Annotated in this window: 21 protein-coding genes and 3 tRNA genes; 16 read left to right on the top strand and 8 right to left on the bottom strand. The window is 63.5% G+C overall.

Annotation, left to right across the window (positions count from 1 at the left end):
• Positions 1 to 7: 7 nt before the first annotated feature.
• From ACWPN3_RS28525 to ACWPN3_RS28510, 4 genes are all read right to left on the bottom strand, one after another.
• Positions 8 to 3232, bottom strand: coding sequence for a type I restriction endonuclease subunit R (locus ACWPN3_RS28525; protein ID WP_492243203.1), 3225 nt, complete (start codon positions 3230 to 3232; stop codon positions 8 to 10).
• Positions 3229 to 4524, bottom strand: coding sequence for a restriction endonuclease subunit S (locus ACWPN3_RS28520; RefSeq protein WP_492261917.1), 1296 nt, complete (start codon positions 4522 to 4524; stop codon positions 3229 to 3231). The genes ACWPN3_RS28525 and ACWPN3_RS28520 overlap by 4 nt, the downstream gene beginning before the upstream one ends.
• Positions 4521 to 6536: a type I restriction-modification system subunit M gene (locus ACWPN3_RS28515; protein WP_492243205.1), complete on the bottom strand. Its 2016-nt coding sequence runs from the start codon at positions 6534 to 6536 to the stop codon at positions 4521 to 4523. The genes ACWPN3_RS28520 and ACWPN3_RS28515 overlap by 4 nt, the downstream gene beginning before the upstream one ends.
• Before the next feature lie 110 nt (positions 6537 to 6646).
• Positions 6647 to 7915 (bottom strand): phospholipase D-like domain-containing protein, encoded by a 1269-nt coding sequence (locus ACWPN3_RS28510; RefSeq protein ID WP_492243206.1) that lies wholly within the window; start codon positions 7913 to 7915, stop codon positions 6647 to 6649.
• 500 nt (positions 7916 to 8415) lie between these two features.
• Here ACWPN3_RS28510 and ACWPN3_RS28505 point away from each other — a divergent pair, with 500 nt between their 5' ends.
• The 7 genes from ACWPN3_RS28505 (at position 8416) to ACWPN3_RS28475 (ending at position 11593) form a co-directional block, all read left to right on the top strand.
• Positions 8416 to 9342: a replication protein RepA gene (locus tag ACWPN3_RS28505; protein ID WP_492243207.1), complete on the top strand. Its 927-nt coding sequence runs from the start codon at positions 8416 to 8418 to the stop codon at positions 9340 to 9342.
• Positions 9339 to 9959 (top strand): nucleotide-binding protein, encoded by a 621-nt coding sequence (locus ACWPN3_RS28500; RefSeq protein WP_492243208.1) that lies wholly within the window; start codon positions 9339 to 9341, stop codon positions 9957 to 9959. The genes ACWPN3_RS28505 and ACWPN3_RS28500 overlap by 4 nt, the downstream gene beginning before the upstream one ends.
• Positions 9956 to 10582 carry a DUF3102 domain-containing protein gene (locus ACWPN3_RS28495; RefSeq protein ID WP_492243209.1) on the top strand — a complete coding sequence of 209 codons (627 nt, stop codon included), beginning with the start codon at positions 9956 to 9958 and terminating at the stop codon, positions 10580 to 10582. The genes ACWPN3_RS28500 and ACWPN3_RS28495 overlap by 4 nt, the downstream gene beginning before the upstream one ends.
• 83 nt (positions 10583 to 10665) lie before the next feature.
• Positions 10666 to 10742, top strand: a tRNA-Pro gene (locus tag ACWPN3_RS28490).
• A gap of 2 nt (positions 10743 to 10744) precedes the next feature.
• Positions 10745 to 10829: transfer RNA gene (locus ACWPN3_RS28485), tRNA-Leu, on the top strand.
• An 8-nt stretch (positions 10830 to 10837) separates the two neighbouring features.
• A tRNA-Ile gene (locus ACWPN3_RS28480) sits at positions 10838 to 10913 on the top strand.
• Between the two features lie 125 nt (positions 10914 to 11038).
• On the top strand, positions 11039 to 11593 hold the full coding sequence (locus ACWPN3_RS28475) for a hypothetical protein (protein WP_492243210.1): 555 nt from the start codon (positions 11039 to 11041) through the stop codon (positions 11591 to 11593).
• Between the two features lie 81 nt (positions 11594 to 11674).
• Here the strand turns inward: ACWPN3_RS28475 and ACWPN3_RS28470 are convergent, their stop codons facing one another.
• From ACWPN3_RS28470 to ACWPN3_RS28460, 3 genes are read right to left on the bottom strand one after another with little or no spacing between them, the layout of a single operon-like run.
• A complete protein-coding gene (locus tag ACWPN3_RS28470) occupies positions 11675 to 12466 on the bottom strand; it encodes a hypothetical protein (RefSeq protein WP_492243211.1) in 792 nt (263 codons plus the stop codon).
• Positions 12467 to 12474: 8 nt separating this feature from the next.
• On the bottom strand, positions 12475 to 12762 hold the full coding sequence (locus ACWPN3_RS28465) for a hypothetical protein (RefSeq protein WP_492243212.1): 288 nt from the start codon (positions 12760 to 12762) through the stop codon (positions 12475 to 12477).
• Positions 12763 to 12782: 20 nt separating this feature from the next.
• The gene (locus ACWPN3_RS28460) at positions 12783 to 13652 is read right to left on the bottom strand and encodes a hypothetical protein (protein WP_492243213.1); all 870 of its coding nucleotides are present in this window, start codon (positions 13650 to 13652) and stop codon (positions 12783 to 12785) included.
• Between the two features lie 212 nt (positions 13653 to 13864).
• On the opposite strand from ACWPN3_RS28460, the gene ACWPN3_RS28455 reads away from it, so the two are divergent.
• The 8 genes from ACWPN3_RS28455 (at position 13865) to ACWPN3_RS28420 (ending at position 19863) form a co-directional block, all read left to right on the top strand.
• Positions 13865 to 14626, top strand: a complete 762-nt coding sequence (locus tag ACWPN3_RS28455; RefSeq protein WP_492243214.1) for a hypothetical protein — start codon at positions 13865 to 13867, stop codon at positions 14624 to 14626.
• A 166-nt stretch (positions 14627 to 14792) separates the two neighbouring features.
• On the top strand, positions 14793 to 15605 hold the full coding sequence (locus tag ACWPN3_RS28450) for a hypothetical protein (protein WP_395459879.1): 813 nt from the start codon (positions 14793 to 14795) through the stop codon (positions 15603 to 15605).
• Between the two features lie 87 nt (positions 15606 to 15692).
• Positions 15693 to 16451, top strand: coding sequence for a TIGR02391 family protein (locus ACWPN3_RS28445; RefSeq protein ID WP_395459878.1), 759 nt, complete (start codon positions 15693 to 15695; stop codon positions 16449 to 16451).
• On the top strand, positions 16448 to 17407 hold the full coding sequence (locus ACWPN3_RS28440; protein WP_492243217.1) for a tyrosine-type recombinase/integrase: 960 nt from the start codon (positions 16448 to 16450) through the stop codon (positions 17405 to 17407). Before ACWPN3_RS28445 ends, ACWPN3_RS28440 begins: the two co-directional genes overlap by 4 nt.
• A gap of 220 nt (positions 17408 to 17627) precedes the next feature.
• The gene (locus ACWPN3_RS28435; protein WP_492261916.1) at positions 17628 to 17894 is read left to right on the top strand and encodes a helix-turn-helix domain-containing protein; all 267 of its coding nucleotides are present in this window, start codon (positions 17628 to 17630) and stop codon (positions 17892 to 17894) included.
• A complete protein-coding gene (locus tag ACWPN3_RS28430) occupies positions 17891 to 19147 on the top strand; it encodes a type II toxin-antitoxin system HipA family toxin (protein WP_395459875.1) in 1257 nt (418 codons plus the stop codon). Before ACWPN3_RS28435 ends, ACWPN3_RS28430 begins: the two co-directional genes overlap by 4 nt.
• Positions 19148 to 19171: 24 nt before the next feature.
• Complete coding sequence (locus ACWPN3_RS28425) at positions 19172 to 19504, top strand: hypothetical protein (RefSeq protein WP_395459874.1); 333 nt, start codon at positions 19172 to 19174, stop codon at positions 19502 to 19504.
• Positions 19504 to 19863 carry a hypothetical protein gene (locus ACWPN3_RS28420; RefSeq protein ID WP_492243219.1) on the top strand — a complete coding sequence of 120 codons (360 nt, stop codon included), beginning with the start codon at positions 19504 to 19506 and terminating at the stop codon, positions 19861 to 19863. Before ACWPN3_RS28425 ends, ACWPN3_RS28420 begins: the two co-directional genes overlap by 1 nt.
• A 1221-nt stretch (positions 19864 to 21084) precedes the next feature.
• Here ACWPN3_RS28420 and ACWPN3_RS28415 read toward each other — a convergent pair.
• Positions 21085 to 21309 carry a hypothetical protein gene (locus ACWPN3_RS28415; protein WP_395459872.1) on the bottom strand — a complete coding sequence of 75 codons (225 nt, stop codon included), beginning with the start codon at positions 21307 to 21309 and terminating at the stop codon, positions 21085 to 21087.
• Between the two features lie 154 nt (positions 21310 to 21463).
• Here ACWPN3_RS28415 and ACWPN3_RS28410 point away from each other — a divergent pair, with 154 nt between their 5' ends.
• Positions 21464 to 22609, top strand: coding sequence for a hypothetical protein (locus ACWPN3_RS28410; RefSeq protein WP_492261915.1), 1146 nt, complete (start codon positions 21464 to 21466; stop codon positions 22607 to 22609).
• Positions 22610 to 22812: the final 203 nt, after the last annotated feature.

Raw genomic sequence — 22812 nt, 5'->3', positions numbered from 1 at the left:
CAGCAGCTCAAGCATCCAGCCCATCCAGATCGACCATGCGCCGGTCCCGGATCAGCTCGTAAATCAGGTCAGTGAGCGCGGCCATGGCCTGCCGGTCCGACTTGAGGACCTGCGTAGCGAGCTTCTGGTGTGAGGTAAGCGCCCGGACCACACCCTGCTGCACGGCGCCCGGCAGGTTGCCCTTGAGCGCCTGCTCGCGCGTGTTGTTCTCCACCTGGGCGATCACCACGTCGCTTTCCTTGGCGATGGCGGTGATGTGGTTGACGAACATCGCCTGATCACGCAGCGGCGTCGCGTCCCCGAACAGCCGGTTCAGCCGTTCGATGATCTCCTTTAGGTAGTTGGGCTGGTCTGCCTTGCCCCCGCCGCCCGCCCCGAGGGGCTGGAGCACCGGCACATCCGCGTCCTCCCCCGCCCCCTCCGTCCGCGCCTTGATGTCGAAGCCGGACAGCACCAGGCCCTTCAGGTCCACGCGGTCGGCGGGCACGCCGTCCAGCCGCTTGCCCAGGAGCTTGGCAAAGGCGGTGAAGTTCTCCAGGTCCGGATCGCCGAAGTCGATGAGCTGGGCGATATAGGCGTAGGCGCGGCAAAAGCGCCCCAGGCCGCCCCGGAAGGCTGTCAGCGCCGCCATCCGCTCGGCACTTTCCCGGCGGTGATGGTCCGCCGACTTCATGCCGGCCTCGTTCCCAGTCCCACGAGCCCTCTCGTATGCAGCGTCCCAGGTGGCGATCGCCTCCCGCAGCAGCTTCAGCTTCTCGTTATAGATGCGGGTCGGCCGCTCCGTGGCTGCGTACAGATCCTTGTGCTCCGGCTCGCGCGAACCGGTGATGGCACGCAGGCTCTTGAATCGCGCCGCCTTGAAGATCTCCAGGTCGGCGGTCTCGTAAATGCCGTGGGCATCGAGCTGGCGGCGGATGTCATAGACGACATCCAGGTCCTGGACATCATGGATCACCGCCCCGGCATCGTACTTTGCGAAGGCGCGGCGGACATTCTCCGGTTCGTTCACGAAGTCAATGACAAAGGTTTCGTCCTTGCCCGGCGCCATCCGGTTCAGACGCGAGAGCGTCTGCACGACCTCCACGTCGTTGGCGATCTTCTTGTCGATGTACATCGCCACAAGCTTGGGCTGATCGAAGCCGGTCTGGAACTTGTCGGCGACCAGCATCACCCGGTACTCCGGCCGCTCGAAGGCGACACGCAAATCCTGCCCGGCCACCTCGGGATTCATGCTCGTCTCGGTGAACTCGGCAGCCTCGTCCACCACGAAGGTATCACCGGCCAAGCGCTCGTCGTCGCTGTGCATCACCTGCTTGCCGGTCAGCTTGCCGGAGAAGGCCACGAGGGAGCGGATGTGGGCGTGCTCCGGGTGCTTGGTGATGAAAGCGTCGAAGCCCCGCTTGTACCGCACGGCGGCAGCGCGCGAGCTGGTGACGACCATGGCCTTCGCCTTGCCGTCGAGGAGTGCCGCAACGTTGCGGCTGAAATGCTCGACGATGAACTGCACCTTCTGGGTCACGTTGGTCGGGTGCAGGCCCATCCACTGGGCCAGGACCCGCTTGGCGGCCTTGCCGCTCACCCGCCCCTTGTCCTCGACCTGCTTGGCAAGGTTGAAGGCCGTCCGGTAGGGCGTGTAGCCCTTCAGCACGTCGAGGATGAAGCCCTCCTCGATCGCCTGGCGCATGGGGTACTTGTGGAAGGCGTCCGGCAGGTTCTGCTTGGTCGCGGGCAGGCCATCGCGCGTGCGGCCGAACAGCATGAGGGTGGAGTGCTTCGGGGTCGCCGTGAAGGCGAAATGGCTGATGTTCGCCGGCCGCGCCCGGGACTTCTGAATCTCCTCCAGCAGGTCTTCGACGCTCAGCTTGGCGATGTCCTTGCCATGAAGCGCTAGGGCGGCTTGCAGCTTGGTCGCGGCGGTCCCGGTCACCGAGGCGTGGGCCTCGTCGATGATGACAGCGAAGTTCCGGTCCTTCAGCGCCTGCTCCGTGAGGATCGCCTCCATCGCATAGGGGAAGGTCTGGATCGTCACGACGATGATGGGTGTTCCGGCCGTCAGCGCTTCGGCGAGCTGCTGGCTCTTCGATTTCGACGATTTCTGGCGGTCGATGGCGGCGATGACGCCGAACTGGTGATCGATCTGCTTGACAGCCTCCTGGATCTGGCTGTCCAGGACTGTGCGGTCGGTGACGATGACCACGCTGTCGAACACGGCCTTGCCGTCGTCGCGGCGCAGGCGGATCAGGTCGTGCGCGGTCCAGGCGATGGTGCTGGTCTTGCCGGAGCCGGCGCTGTGCTCGCAAAGATATTGCCGGCCGGCGCCGTGGGCCTTGGCGTCGGCGACCATGGCGTTCACCGCGTCCCACTGGTGGAAGCGCGGGAAGATCAGCGTTTCGCGCTTGGACCAGTTGCCCCTCAGGTCCACCACGTCCTTCTTCTCGACATAGACGAAGCTGTGGAAGATGCGCAGCCAGGCATCCCGCCGGCAGACCTTCTCCCAGAAATAGGCCACCGGGTACTCGCCGTCGGAACGGGAAGGGTTGCCGGCCCGGCCCGCATTGCCCTGGTCGAAGGGCAGGAAGTGGGTGTTCTCCCCGTCCAGCTTGGTCGCCATCCGGATCTCGGACTCCGACAGGGCGAAATGCACGACCGCGCCGCGCTTGAAGGTCAGCAGCGGCTCGTGCCGGCGGGTCTTGGGGTCCACCGGCAGGCGGTCGGTCTTGTACTGCTCGACGGCGGCCTCGGACGACTGGGTGAAGTCGGTCTTGATCTCCACCGTGGCGACTGGGATGCCGTTGATGAAGAACACCAGGTCGATCGCCAGCTCACGGGACGGATGGTACCGGAGCTGCGGCACGACGCGCAGGATGTTGGCCCGGTAGCGCGTGATGACCTCTTGGTTGCGCGCGTCTTCGGGGGCAGCTTCCGACAGGTCGATCTGCCCGCAACCGGCGACGGCGAGGCCCCGGCGTAACGCCTGGACCGTCCCGTCGCGGTCCAGCGCCTTGGCAACGCGATCCATCAGGGCGCCGCTCGGGTCGGCCGGGTGGTCCTTGCGGAATTTGGCCCATTTCGCGGGTTGGGTCGCCTCCAGCCAGGACACGAGGTCGTCGGGGTAGAGGGCGCGTTCGGTGTCGTAGCCGCCGGTTTCGCCGACCTGCCAGCCCTGCTCCCGGAGCCGGGCGACGATGTAGGCCTCGAAATGCTTTTCCCGATGCGCGGTGTCGCCGGTCATGCGGCCTCCCGTAAGTCGATCTGGCCGGTCACGGCGGCGGTGATGAGCGCGGAACGGCCCTCCTTGAGGAGGGTGATGCTGTGCTCGGTCTTGGAGATAAGAATGTCGATTCTAGATGTTTCCGCTTCGAAATGACTTGCGATTTCAACTTGCTCCTGAAGTGGTGGCTTGGGTAGTCGCACTTGACGGAAATGGGAAAAGTTCAAATCTTGCCCGTCGCGGATGAAATTCGAGGTCAAACGCAATGCCTGGATATAGAGACTTGACTTTAGAAGCGCGCCGAAAAACCGACCATCGACATCAGGACCAGGCTTTAGGACGGAGTAGGACGACCGAACGCTACCGATCGCACGGGCGCGCTCGAGTTCCCCGTCCATGCTCCGCATGCTGATTACGAAATCTCCAACCTCAACATGCTTGCGGATTTCCAGGTTCGCGACAGCCTTTGTGACCTGTCTCTGCTCCAGGGTTTCATACTCAGCTAGAGGGATGACACCGTACTTCTGCGTTGCCGATAGGAGTTCATCGCCATCATGTGCCCGTTCCTTGCTTTCCGTGAAAAGTGCGGTCGGTGGAACAATCTCCCAATGCGCCGGCACCTCCCCGATCCACTCGACGCCAGAATCCTTCATCTTCACGGTTGGGTCGAGACCCTTGGTAACGGCGTGGGTGATCAGCGCTTCGCGCTTCTCCTTCAGCAACTCGATGAAGCGGGTCTTCTTCGCGATCAGCGCGTCGATCCGTGGAAGTTGAGCCTCAATGTCTGCAACTATGACGCGCTGTTCAGCAACTGGCGGAACAGCTACCACCAGATCAGAGAGGGATTCTCGATTGATTTTCGGCATGGCCACCCGATCCGATTCCAATACTGCCCATGCCGTAAATGGCTGAGACAGCATCAGGTAAAAGAGCCATCGTGGTTCCGTCTTTTCCGAGCACGTGAGCGGATACATGTCCGCGCTGCAAAGCCCGTCTTTTGGGGCAATGATGACCTTAGCCAATGCTGGACGAATCTTAGAGTAAACGACAGCCCCTGCCTTGCAGAGGTATTTTCCGCTTTCGGCATCTTGATGCTCTGCACTCTCAACGGCCAACAGCCGTCCGGTTCCGCTCTCAATGTGATTTGGCGCAAAGAGCGGCATCGAGCGGTATTGCTCGACACGAGGATCAACCAGTCCTTCCATAACACGCGCTAGTCTGCCGAACTTCATCAAGATCCAATGCTCCGGCACCTCGCCGATCCACGCGACGCCGGAATCCTTGTAGGTCGGGTATCGGCGATAGTGGCTCATTCCGTCACCTCGCCTAGCAGCGCCGCGATCTCGGCCTCCACCTGTTTCAGTTCGGCGTCGATCGTCTCCAGCGGTCTGGGCGGCGCATACTTGTAGAAATAGCGGTTGAAGTTGATCTCGTAGCCGACGCGGCCGATCCCGCCGTCCTTGTCGTCCCGGAAGCGCTCGTCCAGCCAGGCATCCGGCACATGGGGCAAGACCTCGCGCGCCATGTGCTCGTGCACGTCCTCGGTCAACGGCACAGTCTCGTAGTCGGTCAACTCGCTGTCGGCGACCGGGTTTCCATCGCGGTCCAGCACCGGCTCGCCGTCGGGGTCGCGGACGCCGAAGGCGTCCACCAGCGCCTTGCCGAAACTCTTGCCGACCTTGCCGGTGGCGCGGTCCGCCGCCGCCTCGATGAACGCCTCCGCCCAGGCGAAGGCATGCGCCTCGCCCAGATGCGGCGTCAACGCGGCTTCCCAGGCCCGCTGCTGCGCGGGCGTGAACTTTGCCCATGCTTTCGTTTTCCGCAGGCGGCGCAGGCCCACGGCGTCGATGCACAGCCGCATGCGCAAGGGCCGCAGCACCCGGATGCGGCGATAGCCGAAGGTCCGATGATCCAGCATGCGGGAGAGCTCGCCGTTCTCCGCGGCGGCGTAGATGTCGGCAATCCGGCGCTGCTGATCCTCGCCGATCCTGCGACGCTTGTTGCCCTCGTTGCGGATCGGAACCCACAGGCCGGTGGCGTTAATGAGTTGAACCGTGCGGCGGCGGTGCGCAGGCTTCTTGTTGGACAGGATCCACAGATAGGTGCCGATGCCGGTGCGGAAGAAGATCTCCGTCGGGAGCGCCACGATGGCGTCCACCAGATCGTTCTCCAGCAGCCAGCGGCGGATCTCGGATTCGCCCGACCCAGCCCCGCCATTGAAGAGCGGCGATCCCGACAGCACGATGGCGGCGCGTCCGCCGCCCTTGCCGGGCAGTTCCAGCTTGCTGGCGAGGTGAAGTAGGAACAGCATCGAGCCGTCGTTGATGCGCGGCAGGCCGGGACCGAAGCGGCCGGCATAGCCCTTCTCGACATGCTCCCGCTCGACGTCCTTCTGGTCCTTCTCCCACTTCTTGCCGAACGGAGGATTGGCAAGGCCGTAGTGGAATCGCTCGTTCGCGAAGGCGTCGCGCGACAGGGTGCTGAAGGGGCCGGCGATGTTGCGCGACAGGTCGCGGCCGGGATCGGAGGCCAGCGTCCGGAGCAGCATGTTCGCGAGGCAGACCGCGTGGGTCTCGGGCTCCAGCTCTTGGCCGTACGGCACCAGGACCGGCGGCACCTTGAAGCGGCTATGGAACCCATCGACATGCGCCATGGCGTCGGACAGGAAACCACCGGTGCCGCAGGTCGGGTCATACAGGGTCCGGATCAGGCCGGGACTCGCCTCGAACAGGGCGTCGTCGGGGTCGAGCAGCAGCGTCGTCGCCAGATGCACCACGTCGCGGGGGGTCATGAAGTCCTCCGCCCCCTCGTTGACCTCGGCCCCGAAGCGGCGGATCAGGTGCTCATAGAGGTTGCTCATCACCCGATCCGGCACCACCTCCGGGTGGAGGTCGATGCCGGCGAAGTTCCGGCAGATGCGGTAGAGCAGCCCCGCCTTGTCCAGGCGAATGATCGTGTTGGTGAAGTCGAACTGCTCGAAGATGACGCGGGCGTTGTCGGAAAACCGCGCGACGTAGTCCTGGAGGTTCTCCCGGGTCTTGGTGCTGCCGAGCGTCGCCAGCGTGTAGCCGGAGGTGTTGTAGAACGGGTAGCGCGTCGTCTGGCGCAGGATGACGTCCAGGTCGATGCCGCTGTCCTTCAGCGACGCGGCGTGGTTTGCGACGGCCTCGCGCGTGGGTTCAAGCACGCACTCCAGACGGCGAAGCAGGGTGAACGGCAGGATGATCTTGCCGAAATCCGTATGCTTGAAATCGCCCCAGAGATCCTCGGCGTTCTTCCAGATGAAGTCCGCCAAGAACGCGCCGGCACTGTTGATTTCCGCCATTCCACGCTCCAGCCAATTTTTGCACGGCGCAGAATAGGCAGGGCCAAGCCACCGTCAATCCGATAATGCATCGTTAAGAAATAGACGTGATATTTCAAATATGATCGCCATTATTCCATGTCACTCTTTCCGACCTCATACTTGTCAAGGTCGATTCTCCGCATCGAATAAAGAATGAACTGGCCGTTTTCTGGAGATGTCAGCCTCAGAGCCTCTTTCTTCCTTTTGGTCGTCCCATCTACCCGGCTCAATCCTTTGACCAGAAACCATGACGACCCTCGAGGCTGGTCGGCAACATCGCGCTCCACATCCATCCCGGCGACCATGGAGTCTTCATGGCTGTACACCGGCTCCCAACGATCCTTTGCCTCAAAGATGTACTTGAAGCGCCCTTTGACCTCCCGGTAGACAACCACCCGAACTTGCTGCATGCCAGTTACAGGCCTTGGGCGGAATGGCTTCTTTGTTCGCTGCAGACTCGGCCGGGGACGCCCCTTGATTTCCCATTCCGCTTGCAATTCCACACCACCCCTGCCCAATTCCAAGCCTTCCGTTTTGCACCACAGTGAGTATTCAGCCTCGTCAAGGCGCTCCAAAGCCTCCATCGGCGACGCTGGCAGATGCCTGAACACAAATATATGCACCTCGCTGGCCAAGCTGTTGAGCTTGCCAAGGCCTTCCGGAATCTCGAAATACACCCGTTCCTTTGAGATCGGCTTGTCGTCAGGAGATCCTTGCGTGAGAATGACGAAAGTCTTTATTGATTCGGCGTCATCATCATCAATGTTCACCTCGCGGCGCATTCCTTCGAGGAATTGACTCGTCCACCATGCGTATCCGTCTTTCATGGAGGCGTCGAACTGGACGGACTGGCGACGGGCGTCGGCGATGTGCCCGCGGACCTTCTGGAATTCCGGATGGTCGGACGGTCCTTCGACCAGCACGCTCGCTTCGCCATTCTTCCCGTTCATGGCATATGACGTGAGGTTGTGCGAACCCACGAAAGCAGCGCTGCGGCCGCCCGGAAGCTCCATGAGGTAGATCTTGCTGTGCATCATCGGATGGAACTTTACAAACCCGTTTCCTCCCATTCCAGAGGATCGGGTGTGTCCGAGATGGACGAACAGTCGATCCGCAGGAACTCCTCGGGCAGCCAGCTGCTCCAAGACTTCGAAGCCACGGAACGTCGCTGCGCCAAGAATAAAACTTTCAATTTTCCTCGGCGACGCAACTATGCTCGGAGAAATTGCGGCAAGCCCGTCATCGGTCGCAAACCCAACAACGACGGATGCCCGAAGGGAGCGCTCCAATCGGTCTGAAATCATTGACCCAATTTCTTGCTGCGGGCGATCAAAGAGAAATTGGATAGTTAGAGCCATTTATTGTATCTCGTCTGTCTACAAGGACCCGCCGTGGGAGTGTGCACGCCACATCTCCTAATTTTGACGGGTACAGCGGGCTGTCGTCAACTTTTTAGTTGAAGTCTTCCGCTGCCCTGCGGGGAAAAATTGTAGCTAAGATATTGACCTGCCTGTGAAACAGCACACAAAGAGGACTCAAAGAGTTCTCATATTCTCAGTGGGTTACTGTGCCGATTGGCGTCGAAACCCCATGCCGATTCACATTGCTCCCCACTAAGATGCAACAGTCTACCCGATTCGCACTTCATGCCCATGCCTGTAGGGCTAGACGTCACCAATCAAACCAACCTATTCACAGGAATCTGGTTGCGAGGAAGTGGAGTCTGGTTGACGCGAATCAGCTTATTCAGTGGAATCTGGTTGCCAAGCAAATAGTTATAATCCAAATAGCTTTCGAATAGCCCGGCAACCAGATTCCACCATTGACCGGAGCCGCTGACACCTGCCGAATGCGTGCCATGGGGAACATCCACTATCTCATCACAGCCCATGGGCTGGAGCGTGCGCGCGACCTTGCCGACACCAAACTGGAACGGCAAGAACTGGAGATCGCTGCCGCCGTCCTCGCCGATGAAGGTGAAAGCCTGGGCATTTGCCATGCGGGCTTTGCCCTGACCTCCCTACCTCACAAGAACACACCGGAACGGCTCTGGCGCAGGGAAGGACATCGCGTCACGCTGCTGGTGGAATCTGGTTGCACAGAGAAAGGCGAGCTGATCGGCGTGCCCTACGGCTCCAAAGCCCGCATGATCCTGATCTATCTCCAGACCCAAGCCCTCCGGACGGGATCGCGGGAGGTCGAACTCGGGCGATCCATGAAGGCATGGATGACCGCCATGGGGATCGGTGCCATCGGTGGCGCGACCTACAAAGCCGTGACAGAACAAGCCAAACGAATCTCTGCTTGCCGCCTGACCTTCTTCAGCGATCAGGGCGGCGCTCGCCAACGTGATAACGGTGCGTTCGTCGACAGCGCGATTGAACTGACAGGTGCTTTGAACGACGATGCTCAGCCGATGCTATGGCGCGAGACAGTCAAGCTCAACGAGGCGTTCTATCACTCCCTGATTGAACACCCGGTGCCAGTTTCGGAAGCCGCGCTGCGGACCATCGGCAACAAGTCCCTGTCGATAGACATCTATGTCTGGCTTGCCTACCGCCTGCACAGCCTCAGCAGGCCAACACCGGTCTCCTGGCAGGCACTGTACGCACAATTCGGTGCCGGCTGCGCTTCTCTGCGCACCTTCAAGCAGCCATTCACCGAGGCGCTACGCATGGCTCTGGCCGCTTATCCGGACGCTCGGGTCGGAGTGGAATCTGGTTGCATCATGCTGCACCCCAGCCGGCCACCGGTTACTAAGCGACTGGCTGGGCCCATTTCATGAAGATCATCGCCGTCGTCTCACCGAAGGGCGGCAGCGGAAAGAGCACGCTGACGCGCAACCTCGCTGCTGCTGCTGTTGGTGACGGAGTACCGGTAGCGGTAATTGACACCGATGCGCAGGGGACTTCCGCCGAATGGGCTCGTGTACGGGCTGATGCCGACGCTGCGCCAGTTCCAGGGTACACCGCCGAAACCTCCGCCGCGGCACGATGGGCTAATACGGCCGGAGCACAGCTCGTCTTGGTGGACACCCCCACCGCAATCGAGAAGGACCCGGAGGGCTTCAAGGCTCTGGTGCTGGCGTCGGAACTGGTGATGATTCCCACCCAGGCGCTACCTGATGATGTGCGCTCGGTCGAAACGATCATGCGCGCCGTCCAGGCTCTCGACCGGCCGGCGATCTACTGCCTCAACCGGGTGAAGCCGCGGGTAAAAGAGACAGACGGCGCCCGCCTCCGGCTGATTCGCTCCGGCGATGTGGCGGCGGCGGCGATCCCCGACAGCGTCGACGTAGTGCGTGCGATGGCCAATGGTTACGGCGTGACGGAGGTCGGCGGACGCGGGGCGGACGAGGTCGCAGCATTGTGGCAGGAAGTCCGGCGGAGGATCGGTCTGTGATTCCGACGACGAAGCCAGCCCGTAAGAAGTTAGGATCAGCGTTTGGCGACGATGGCTTGGTGCCGGCAGAGCGCCACCGAGATAATCGCGGCGATCTCCTTGTATCCGCCCGGATTAAATTGGAAACACGTCGCGAATTTATCGAGGAAATCGGGCGTCTGTGGAAGCGGGCGAACGACGCCTTCCTAGATGTCGGTCGCCACCTCATTGAAGCGAAAGCGCGCCTGGAGCATGGCGAGTTCGGCGAGATGGTGGAGCGCGACATGCCGTTCAGCCACCGCACGGCCAACATGCTGATGAAGGTGGCGGAGGCGGTCGACACAGGCGCGCTGCCCTTCCCCGCTGATCAGCTGCCCCCTTCATACGCGACAGTCTACGAGGTCGTGACCTTGAAGCCAGAGGAACAGCAACAGGCTGTGGCCGCTGGCCTAGTCAATCCCACTGTGCGGCGAGAAGACGTCGTCGCGTTCCGCCGGCAACTGCGCGTGCATTCGTCGCAGCCGGCTAGTTCGCCCAGCCGAAAGGCGCTGGAGAAGGAATTAGCAAAGCTCGACGCGGAGGAACGCCGCATCCGGGAGCGACGCGCTGAGATTGAACACATACTGTCTAATTTGCCAGACTGATTCATCTGCGAAGCCGATGCCATTCCGACGTTCCACATTGAGTATCCAGTTTGCCCTGGGATGGTTCACCCGGCACCCTGTGACGGAGCGTAGCTCAGTCTGGTAGAGCATCTGCTTTGGGAGCAGAGGGGCGCCGGTTCGAATTCGGCCGCTCCGACCACGGCGCCTGTGGTGGACTTGGGAGACACGCTGGATTTAGGGTTCAGTGACGCAAGTCATGGGGGTTCAAGTCCCTCCAGACGCACCATCCTCAACGAACCTGTAGCTCAACGGTTAGAGCTGGCCGCTCATAATGGTCTGGTTGCGGGGTCAAATCCTGCCGGGTCCACCACGCAGCTGGCCACACAGGTTTCCCTGCCTCCTGCTGGCCGCTTCGGTCCGGTCTGACCCCCTCCTCAGAGGAACTACTGGTCTGAGGCCCCGTTCAGGGGAGGGGATCAACAGCAGAGTGAGACAATGCCGTCCTCGCACCGCAAGATCATGATCAACCGGGCGCCGGTGCTGACGCTGTGGGCCGCCGCGGTGGCGGAACGGTTGGGCCTGGACCGCGATGAGGCCCTCACTCTGGGCAAGGCTCTGTCGGGTCTCACGGCGCAGGCCAAAGGCGTCCGGCTGAGGATCTATGAGCCGACACCAGAGACGGTGGGCGATCGGCGAAAGGCACTCCAGCCGGGCGAGGAGATCCACATCGACCTCATGGGGCGATCGATCCCTGCCGTTCACACCAAAGACGGCCTGCGTGCTGTGCGCCAGGGCAAACCGATCACGCCGCCGAGCGTAGAGCGGTACTTGGTCAGCAAGTTCGGAGAGGAGTTGGAGGAGGTGCGCCAAGCCATGACAGGGCTGGCCCATTCCTTCCCAGCAGCGGACCTCGCCCGGCAGGCGTTCCGGCCGGAGGTGAAGGCTGGCACGGCCGGCTGGGGCGCAGAGGGCGAATTGGACTTGGCGAAGCTCGTGTGCGCTGCCCATCCCGCCCGATCAGCGGCCCCTGTCATACGCAACGATCTATGACGTCGTAACTTTGAAGCCGGAGGACCAGCAGCATGATGCTGGTCCGGCGTTCCGCATCAAGCCAGTTCGTCCTGGGATGGTTCAGCCAAGCGCGGCCACCTGGGCGGTGAGGGTTGTGCGGGTCCGAAGGAGCTTGTCGGCATCCACTTTGGCTGACAACGCTGCCCGCGGCTTGCGACCGAGGAAGAAGGCAATGCGCTCGGCGTTGGCACCGCTCGGGTGGGGCAGGCCGGCGAGGACGCAGGCAGGATCGAGCACGCCCTGGCGGGCGAGGGCCTCCACCGCCTCGGCCACCTTGGGCCCGAGCGGCACCACCAGAGCCCCAGGCAGAGCCGCCAGCTCAGCGGCCAAGCCAGCCTGCAGCTGCTCGCGCAGGAGGGGCGTGGTCAGCATCGACGGCACCCCGCTGTAGTTGGCGCCGTCGACGAACACCGGGTTGCGCAGCGCCGAGGTGAAGTGGACCAGACCAGCGTCCGCGCCCCACAAGGAAGCGGTGGAGGCGAGCCCGAGCAGACGATGAACCCCAATGCCGTCGAGTAGAGCGACCAGGTTGGAACGCATCGGGCCGGAAAAGCTGGCAAAGACCTTGGCGGCGGCGAGGGCCTCGGGGGCACTCAGGCCCTGGCGGAGGGCGCGACGGGCTTCGCGTAGGGCATTGCCCATCTGCTGACGCCCTGGCGTCAACCCAACCAGAACGATCCGGGCGCCTGGGGTGACATGCTCGAACGGGGCGTAGGCGACGTCAATGCGCTTGCCGCCCTGGAGACGGCTGTCGAGGAGCAGACGCTGCGGCTGTCGGATCTCCGCCTCGAGCGCGTCGTCGCTGAGGTCGCGGAGGAGGGAGGCGAAGCGGGCGAACAGGGGGGTATCCATGACAGCTCCTAACGGAACAGAGGCTTGGGGGCGTAGGCGCAGGTGATGACCCGGCCGGCGGCGGCGATGACGTAGGCGTTGCGGCTGCGATAGGGCTCCAGTGCCTTGACGAGGGTTAGGCCGGCGCGGTGGCGCAGGGTGCGCATGCTGGCGCGGGTCAGGGCGTAGGTGCGGGCGCCATCACCGGCGTCGCGGGACTCGCCATAGTCGAGGATGAGTTCGGCCACCAGCGGCGGAAACGCGCGCGCAGTGGCGCGCTCCCGCGCATGGCGGGTGAAGTCGTGGACCTCAAGCATGATACGGGCCTCTTGGGAGATCAGGAGGATTGGCGCAGAAGCAGTTCGACTGTGCGGCCGGCGACCAGTGCCGGATCTAGGTCAAGGGCGGTGGCCAGAGCCACGGCAGTCGCAACGTCCAAATCGGGGGTGCCATCGAGCCAAGCGGCGGTCCGTTCCGGAACCACGGTGGAGGCAGTGGACAGAGCAATTACGGACAAGCCCTTCTGCTCGGCTCGCCGGGAAAGAGCAATGCTGAGATCAGAGACAGTCCGGGCGGTGCCGATGTCCAGGTGGGCGGCGTCGGGGGTATATTCCCAACAGGTGGTCGGAACGAAGCTCCGGCGGCCCGCTAGCCACTCCCGGGCAAAGGTATTGCTGACGTAGGTCCGGCTTCCCTTGGCTTTGATACCGGCGGCAGCAAGCGCGTTGCGGACTGCGCCTTCAGTCATACCAGCGAGGAGCGCCAACTCACGAACTGAGAGATCAAAATTAAATATTCTCTCCAGCTTCCAACGGGCATTGGCGGTCGTTACGGCGCGACGACACAAACCATCCTCCCCCATGTAGGGATGAGTCATGCCCCCATCGGCTCCCTGTCCACCAACACGGGGAACACCGTCAATGAAGACAAGAGCATCCTGCAGGTGGGCTTCACTGAAGCGGTGGGCTTCGCCAACCTGAAAAGCATAATCGTAGATGACCGTCATCGTGGGCGCGATGCGGAAGGAGTCCAGAGCCACACGGCTGGGACTTTCGGAATGGTACTGCTCAGAGTCGAAGCCGATGAAGGCGGCTGCCGCTTCGGCGCTGCGCGTCATGGCCAGGAAATCGGCGGTGAACAGCAGGATGGTGCGGAGTTCATCCAGGAGTTCGGTGGCGAGGAAGGGAACTTGAGGAGTGGGGGCCATTGCGTCTCACCATGCGATCGTGCTGCATGGTCAACATAGTCCCCGGCAACGAGCGCCGCAACAGGAAAATGCGATCCTACTGCGTACTTATCATATTCTCCGAGGCGATCGTACCGCCAGCTGCAGCCAAGCTCCTGCTCCTCCCCCTCCTTATATGTGATAATGTCCTTTATCACATGTTAATGACTTGCCGAATGGAGGTGAGAGGGACAATGAGCGACCAGGATGAACGGAAGCCGATTAGGCCCCCCGCCGCCGACCCGAAGCGGGAGATCGGACGCACCATCACAGAAGCAGTGGTTGAGCTCGTGCCGGGGGGCAACGTGCTTACCGGCCTCTACCGTACGACGCATCCCCCGAAGGCGGAGCAGGACAGGGAGGCTTGGCAGGAAGCCATCTCCGACCGGACGAACGAGCATTCCGAGCGCCTCGACCAACACGAGAAGCTGCTGGCGCCAAAACAAACAGTCAGCGGCGCCGCGGCTCAGCTTATTGCGGCGCTCGCTCGTGCCTGTCCGGACGGGCTTGGTCAGAAACGGTATGACCTGACGGACCTGTGCGCGTTGCTTCCCGGCTTGGATAAGCAAGCCGTCGCCGACGCGTCCTATGAGCTTGAGGCCCTTGGCTTGTTGCGTATGCAGCGCTTTCTGGGAGGAAACTGGCACGCAAACCTGACCCCCTTCTTCTATGAGCAAGTCGACCCTCAACTCATGGGATGGAACACCGCCGCCGACGCTATGGAGGTCGCCCGCATCATGCTCGCCGAGGACACGGGCAACGCCTCAACTCTTCACGCGAAGACCGGCTGGACCAAGCGGCGGTTTAATCCGGCGTTCCGCGCTCTTCTGCACCTGTTCCCCAATGGAAGGGTCCGGAAGGTCATTCAGCCAGACTATCCCACTGCAGGTGTCGTGCTGGCACCAGAGGACAAAGCAGCGCTCCGCCGCTTTGTGGCGCGCGGAAGTGGTGGGTGAGACGACTTGCGCACATCACAGCAACCATGGTCATCCGACCATGGCTAACGTCGGCGTATCAGCACTCGATACCGTAAAACTGCTGCACATTATCGCGCGGGTCGAGGTGCTGACGCACACGCACCTAGCTAAGGATCAAAATTCTATTAATTAAGAAGAGGTGATTATGGCAGAGTTTTCTCGACGGACTGTACTAGCCGCAATTGATGTCATTGATGGCCTCAATCAAGCGCAAATTAGCTCCTTCATGATGGAGCTTGGACCTTCGGTCTATACGCATGTGCGTGGCGAGGGCGTGAGTTCAACGAAGCGTATGAATGATTTAAAGCTTTTTGTTGATAATCATCCCACGCACACTGTCGATGGAGAACCGCTGAAAACAGTAATTGTCGAGAAAGCGGCATCTCTCGTTCCAAATCGACCAGCACATCCATGGTCCTCGTCGCCTCGACTCACTCCAGCCATGGAGGTTTTCAAACGCATTCTGGAACAGAATGGCTTCGTCATCGCAGATGGGGGGCTTAGGAGAACCCTGCCCGCTGATCTTGGAGTTCCAGAGACCGAGTCTGAACTGATGCGTCTCTTGGATCAACACGGGCTTACAACAGCCAAAGGGCATCTTGAGCAGGCATTCGACGCGCACACGCGCGGCAAATGGGCGTCGGCAAATGGACAACTCCGCACCTTCTTCGATGCATTGCTCGACGAACTCGCCGTCAAGCTCGACCCAAGTGCAAGCACTCTCGGCAGTGGCCAAGCCCGCCGGGGAAAGCTGGCTGCTTTGGGATTTTTAAGCCTTCCTCTGAACGAGTGGGACAATGATGGGAAAGGCTTCATCAACGGGCTTGTGAAGCGCCTGCACCCACAGGGTGCTCACCCCGGTCTTTCGGACGAGGATGACAGCACCTTCCGGCTGCACACTGTGTTGATCACAGCTGTCCTGTTGCTGCGGCGGTTCGATCGGGCAGCCAGGTTATGAACCATCCTGCACTGACTTGCTCACCAATTCCTCCGGATCTGGTCGCCACCGGCGAGCGGACTGCCGTCCAAATCAGGGGTTTGCCTAATGTGGGAGTTGCCTGACTATATTCCGGACGCCGATGTCCTGCTCGCTCTTGAACCTGAGGAGCTGGGAGCGAAACTGCTGCTTCTTATGCGTGACCGGAAGAAGGGAGCCCGAGAGCATCTAGGGGGATTCAGTCCGAGCTCTGAAATCGCCCGGCTCTGGGGACGGACTCCAGACGAGCGCCCTGGGTATAGCGATGAACGCAGGTATGAGGTCACCATTGCACTCTTTGAGTCGTGGAGCTGGCTTGAGGCGCAGGGCCTGATCATCCCGGATCCAGTTGAAGGACAGGCAGGCTACAAGCATCTAAGCCGACGAGCTCGAAAATTCGAAAGTGAAGCCGACCTCAAGGCTTTTGCTGCCGCCCGCCGACTACCGCGCGAGACGTTGCACACTGCAATTGCTCAGACCGTCTGGTCGGCCTTCATACGGGGCGAGTATGACGTCGCGGTCTTCCAAGCCATGAAGGCGGTCGAGGTGTCCGTCCGCGAAGCGACAAGCATGCCGGATGGTCTCGTGGGGCAGAAGCTCATGCGGGCCGCCTTTGCCGTTAAGACGGGACCGCTGACCGACACCTCGGTCGATGAGGGTGAGCAGGTTGCGCGCATGGAGTTGTTCTCCGGCGCAATGGGATCCTACAAGAACCCTCATTCCCATCGGGACGTTGCGCTCGAGGACCCAGCCGAAGCGATCGAGATCGTGCTGCTGGCCAACCACCTCCTGCGGATCGTCGACGCCCGGCGGGCGGCACGGGCATGACCGCGCTGCTCGCGCTCTCTTCTCCCGAGGTGCTGCCGTCGTTGGTGATGGCCGCTGGCGATCGGGCGGCGATACGGTTTCTCGAATTCTTCGCGGCCGAGATCCGCAACCCCCACACCCGGCGGGCCTATGTGCGGGCCGCCGGTGAGTTCTTAGCCTGGTGCGAGGCTGCCGGGGTGCCGTCGCTCACCGCGGTGCAGCCGTTGCACGTCGCCACCTGGATCGAGGGGCTGACGCGCAGCCACACGGCCCCGACGGCCAAGCAGCGCTTGGCGGCGGTGCGGCATCTGTTTGACTGGCTGGTGATCGGGCAGGTGGTGGCGGTAAACCCAGCCGCCTCGGTGCGCGGGCCGCGGCATGTCGTGCGGGTGGGGAAAACCCCGGTGCTGGATCCGGCCGAAGCCCGGGCGCTGCTCGGCAGCATCGATGGGAGGACCGTGATCGGCCTGCGCGACCGGGCGCTGATCGGACTGATGGTCTACAGCTTCGCCCGCGTCGGCGCCGCCCTGGCAATGCGGGTGGAGGACGTCTATCCCCAGAGCCGCCGGCTGTGGGTGCGGCTGCGCGAGAAGGGCGGCAAGGCGCACGCTCTGCCCTGCCACCATGTCTTGGAGGACTATCTGGTGGCCTACCTGGACGGCAGCGGGTTGGGGGACGATCCCAAAGGGCCGCTGTTCCGGACGATCGGTCGCGGCACCGGCCGGCTGTCCGAGCGTCCGCTGCCGCAGGCGAGTGCCCACGCCATGGTGCGCCGCCGGGCCGCCGCCGTCGGCATCGCCACGCCACTCGGCTGCCACAGCTTCCGCGCCACCGGCATCACCGCCTACTTGGCCAACGGCGGTACGCTGGAGACCGCCGCCGCCATGGCCAACCACGCCTCCACTCGCACCACCCAGCTCTACGACCGCCGCGGCGACCGGGTCAGCTTGGACGAGGTCGAGCGCATCCGGATCTGAGGGGCAGATCTGGGGGATGCTGGCCGGACTGGTCCGAGGTCGGCATGGCGGCCCCTTCAGGATGTGCGGTTGGCACGCATCGCCACAGGTACGTTTGAGCGGAGGCTGCCTTGTTTCTAGACATAAGTTGGACCATAATCCAACTTATGGCGGAGTATCCGAGATAACTTGTCTGATGATCCCACTCAGCCTCATGGCCCCGGGGGATGTGGCGCGGAGCGTGGCCGCGCGTGCCCGTGCCCGGCGGGTCGCCCTTGGACTCACCCAGCAGGAGGTCGCCGACCGCAGCGGGGTGAACATCTGGACGCTGCGGCGGTTCGAGGCCAGCGGCAAGCTGGCGTTCGATGCGCTGATCCGCGTCGCCGTGGTGCTCGACGCGATCGAGGCGTTCGGCGCGCTGTTCCCGGAACCGGAGTTCCGCAGCCTCGATGAGGTGATCGACCGGCCAAAGCGCCAGCGGGGCAAGCGCCGGACGGTGGCTACATGAAGCATGTCGGTGTTCTGGCGGTGTCGCTGCGCTGGGGGGACGGCGACGAGGAGCCCGTCGGCCGCCTCGCCAGCCGCGACGGGAAAACCTATGTCGAGTTCGACGATGCTTTCCTCGCCTCCGGGCGGGTGCTGTCCTGGTTTCTGCGGACCCCGCGGCCAGGCGTTCTGCAAGGGCCGGACGCGCCGTTCTCCGGCCTCCACGGCGTGTTCGACGACAGCCTGCCCGACGGGTGGGGGCGGTTGCTGATTCATCGCCGGGCCGCCGCCAGCAAGATCAATCCCCTGTCGCTGACGCCCCTCGACATGCTGGCCTGCATGGGAGAATGGGCGATGGGCGCCCTGGTCTACCGGCCGGAGACCGAGGAGCCCGTGGACACCGGCGCCATCGATCTCGACCAGATCGCCGCGCAGAGCCGCCAAGTCCTCAAAGGGGCGCCCGAGGCGCTCTTCCCCACCTTGCTGCGGGTGGGCGGCTCGCCCGGCGGCGCCCGGCCGAAGGCGGTGGTTTGCCGCGACGATCAGAGCGGCACTCTGATCCACGGCGCCCTGGTGGCGCCGGAGGGCTGGTCGCACTGGCTGGTGAAGTTCCGCGGCAGGGACGACCCGGCGGACATCGGTCCGATCGAGCAGGCCTATGCCGGGATGGCGCGCGCCGCCGGTTTGACCCTGCCGCCCACCTGTCTGCTGCCGAGCGGAAGCCCGAAGTCGCCGGCCTACTTCGCAGCGCAGCGGTTCGACCGTGTCGGTCCGGCTGGCCGGCTCCACCTTCACTCCGCCTGTGGCCACCTCCATGCCGACTTCCGGCAGCCGAGCCTGGACTACAAGACGCTGATGATCCTCACCTTCCAGCTCACCAAGGATCACCGGCCGGTGGTCGAGATGTTCCGGCGCGCCGCCTTCAACGTGTTCGCCCACAATCGGGATGATCACGGCCGCCAGTTCGCCTATCTGATGGACCGGACGGGCAGCTGGTCCTTGGCGCCGGCCTACGACCTCACCTATGCGGACGGACCCGGGGGCGAGCATTCGACCGCCATCCTGGGCGAAGGGCGGGATCCCGGTGAGCGGCAGCTGCGGGCGATGGCGGCGGAGTTCTCCATTCCGCCGGCCGATGTCACTGGCATCATCGACCAGATACGCGGCGCGGTGGACCGCTGGCGTGACTTTGCCGAGGATAGTGGGGTGGGGCGGACCTCACGCAGCCGGATCGGCGCCGTGATCGCGCCGCGGCGGGCCGGCAGAAAGCCCTGATCAACGACGACACTGAGAGGGACGATGAACATCACCTTGTCCAATCCACCGTCGCGGGTGCAGCGGCGCTTCCTGACGATCGAGGGCGTGCTGGCTTCGACGCCGGAGGAATCCCTGTACGCGCAGCATCCGTCGGGCACTCCGACGGGGGGGCCGGGCCAAGTGAAATGGCTGATCACCGACCCGACCCGGGACGCGCCGACCTCCCGCTGGCTTTCCTACCGCGAGACCTGCGCCAGGCTGGTGGAGCGCAACCCGGGCAATCCGCTGGCGGCGGCCTATCTGGAGGCGGCCGAGAAGGTCCTGACCTGGCGGGCGGCGCTGCCTGAGCATCTGCATTTCTGGCGTGAGGACTGATGATGAATACCAACGCCTCAACGCTATCGCTTCGGATGCAGCGGCGTTTGCTCAACATGCAGGGGATGCCGGCATCTTCGATGCTGGACTCGGTCTACGCACAGCATCCGCCGGGAACGCCGACCAAGCCGGTGACGGGGCCGGTCCCGTGGTTGCTGGACAATCCTGGGCGTGAAGCACCGACGGAGGATTGGCTTGTTTACCGCGCGAGCTGCGAGCAGCTCGTGGCCAGACACCCGAACAATCCGAGGGCGCAAGACTGCCTCGACGCGGCTCAGGAGGTCCTGACCTGGCGGGCGGCGTTGCCGGAGCACCTGCATTTCTGGCGTGAGGACAAGTGCGAACCGGGGATACGCTGACCAAGGGGGCCGAGCTGGAGATTTTCCGTTATCCTGACCTTCCTCGAACCGTTCTGCGAGGACGTCGGCACGCTCGCCAGCCGTAAGCGCTTTCGGCGTGACCCGGTCGGGCGGGGGACGGCGTGCTGAAACCTTGTTGACGCGTGCACAGCGCTTTCCAGCGCCGCCCATGCCAGCAGTCAGGGCCGTTTCTTATTACGAAGCTTTTCGCCTCAACCTTCGCGAGGGATGCCTCCATGACGACGAAACCGCCCCCTTCATCGACCCCGGCCTTCAAGCCCGCGGGTCCGTCCAGTATGGGCTGGACCGAGACCTCGCCGGCTGGGTCGCAGAGGAGGTTGGAGCTTATCCAATTGGCGTCTGGGGTGCGGGCAGTGACGGCCGCGTTAACACCTTCGGTGACCGGCCCGGCGAAGCAGCCGCCCTTCGGGCTGCTCTCGGGCAAACGTCCGGTATCTGGCGAAAGCTAGCCGGCCATCCCATGCGGAGACGCGCGCCTTTGCGCGCGCCGCATCAATGGTAAGGGCTAATAAGGAGAGGGACGCGTGAACGATCCGGCACTCAAGCGTCATCAACGGGCTTGCCTCACCCCACGGGGTGAGCCGGCCGCCTCTGTGGCGGAGTCGATCCTGGTACAGCACCCGCCATCCCTGCCGAATCCGCTCCCGCAGCCAAATCGTTATCTCTGCATCCTGACCCCAAGCAGCTGGTCGTCGACGGCAGAATGGTCCGCATGCCATGCGAGATGGCAGGCAAGAGCCGAAGCCGTCGACGAGGCCACCGACCCCGTGCCCGCTGCCATGGCGCAAGCTGCACAGGCGGTCCTGGACTGGCGGGCGGCGCTGCCCGAACAGCTGCAGTTCTGGCGTGAGGACACCCCTGCTTCGAGGAGCGCTGACCAGGGGTGCTGAGCTGGAGATTTTCCGTTATCCTGATCCTCCCTCGAACCGCCCTGCGAGGAAGTAGGCACGCTTGCCGACCGTAAGCATCGTTCGGTGTGACCCGGTCGGGCGGGTGGCGGCGTGCTGAAACCCTGTTGACGCGCGCACAGCGCTTTTCAGCGCCGCTCATGCCGGCAGTCAGGACCGGAGACTGCGATGGACCGTCCTTTTTCCATCCCGCGCTCCGTGTCGGCTTCAGGCGACCAAAGGGTCGACCATCACACGGCCGGGGCCGTCGCGGAACGGCAGCCGGCGAGGCAACAAACGTTTTCCGTCCTGTTCAATCCATCACAGCCAGAGCAATGGATGGCGGCAGGCCGCGTCGGACGAAGGCCGGTTCCTCGCGGTCCAGCCAGGTTGACGGAGCGCGGGCCCGCAGGACCTTGTGCCCTTCTGCAACGCACGCCAGCAGATAATCCTCGATCGACAGCCCGAGCTCGTCCGCTACGGCCTTCGCGCGTTCGAACGCAGGCCCCTCCTCGCGGAACCGCAGGGTCACACTCATCACCGCCTTCCTCCGACCTGTTCACGCAGAGCCTATCAGCCAAACACCGCGCGATGCGCCCTGTCCAGCCTCGAAGGGGAGGCCAGGAGGCGCTTCGCGAGGAGGGACCGTCGGCATCCGGGAGGACGCGCTGCGGAGGGGGGAGGATTTCCCGATGACGACCGTCCTGACGCGCGCCGAACTCCATGCCCTGGTCTGGGAGCGGCCGATGACCAAACTCGCGGCCGAGTTCGGGCTGTCGAGCACGGCGCTCCAGACGCTCTGCAAAAAGCATGAGGTGCCGACCCCGCCCTGCGGCCATTGGATGAAGAAAGCCCACAACAAGCCGGTGCGTGTGATCCCGCTGCCGCCGCGGCCGTCCGATGGGACCGGTGGCGACCGCATCCTTATCCACCCGGGGCTGGGATTGGCTGTCAGTCCGGCCGCCGCCGCGGCACGCGAGGCGGTGAGGGCAGGGACGGATCCCGCGACGGTTTCCGTTCCGGCGCCGCGCGACCGGCTGGTCGACGCCACTCTCGCCAAGTTGGCAAAGGCCAAGCCGGACGCCCAGGGCTTGGTGAGCGTCCGCGGCGCCGGCGTCATCCGGGTCACGGCCCGTCCAGTCTCGGTGGGACGGGTGGGCGTGGTGCTGGATGAGCTCGCGCGCGCCGCCGCCAGCCGTGGCGTCGTCCTTGACGCCCGGGAGGGCTCCGCCCGTTTCGAGGTGGAGGGGGAGACGGTCACCGTCGAACTCATGGAAGTCGCCGACAAGGTCGCGCACACCGCCACCCCGGCCGAGCTCCAGGCGCTCGCGGTCTGGGAGGCGAAGCAGGAGGCTGACCGGAAACGCTATGGCCATGCCTCTGGATGGGGGCGGCCGCACATCCCGAAATGGGAAGAGCGTCATCAGGGCCGTCTCGCCGTGCGTTTGGAGGAGGTCCGCGTCCGTCGCGACAGTCCATGGGGACCGGCCATGCGCCGCACCTACGCCGACCATGGCCGGCGCAAACTCGAGGCGATGGCGGTGACGATCGTCGCCGAGGTCGTCGCCATGGCGGTCACCAAGCAAGAGAACCGGGACGCCGACGAGCGGCGGCGCCGGGAGGCGGAAGAGCAGGCGCGCCGGCGGGCGGAGGCCGAGCGCCGTGCGGCGCTGGAAAAGCGGCGGAGCGCGGCGCTCGACGAACTGATCGTCGAACATGAGCGCGTCCGCCAGCTTGAGCGGTATGTCATCGCCCTCGACGCGGCGCTTGCCGGGACGGAGATCCCGCCCGGGTCGGCCGGTTCGTCCGCTGGCTGCACGCCCGTCTTGACCGCCTGAAGGCCGAGATGGCACCTGCGGCCCTCGAGACACGTTTCGAAAGCCGCGGCTTGTTCGCTGAGGACGAGTGAGGCGGTCAGAGCACCAGCCTCACATCTCGTACCCCCGGTTCGGGTTGCGGTTGGCTTGTAGGCGCCGTTGGACATCCTGCCGGAACAGCGCCTCCTCTTTTTGTCCGAGCGACTGCTTGCCGGCGTCGATCA

The organism is Azospirillum sp. UENF 111221, assembly GCF_058780625.1.
This window is presented reverse-complemented; position numbering and strand designations above follow the sequence as displayed.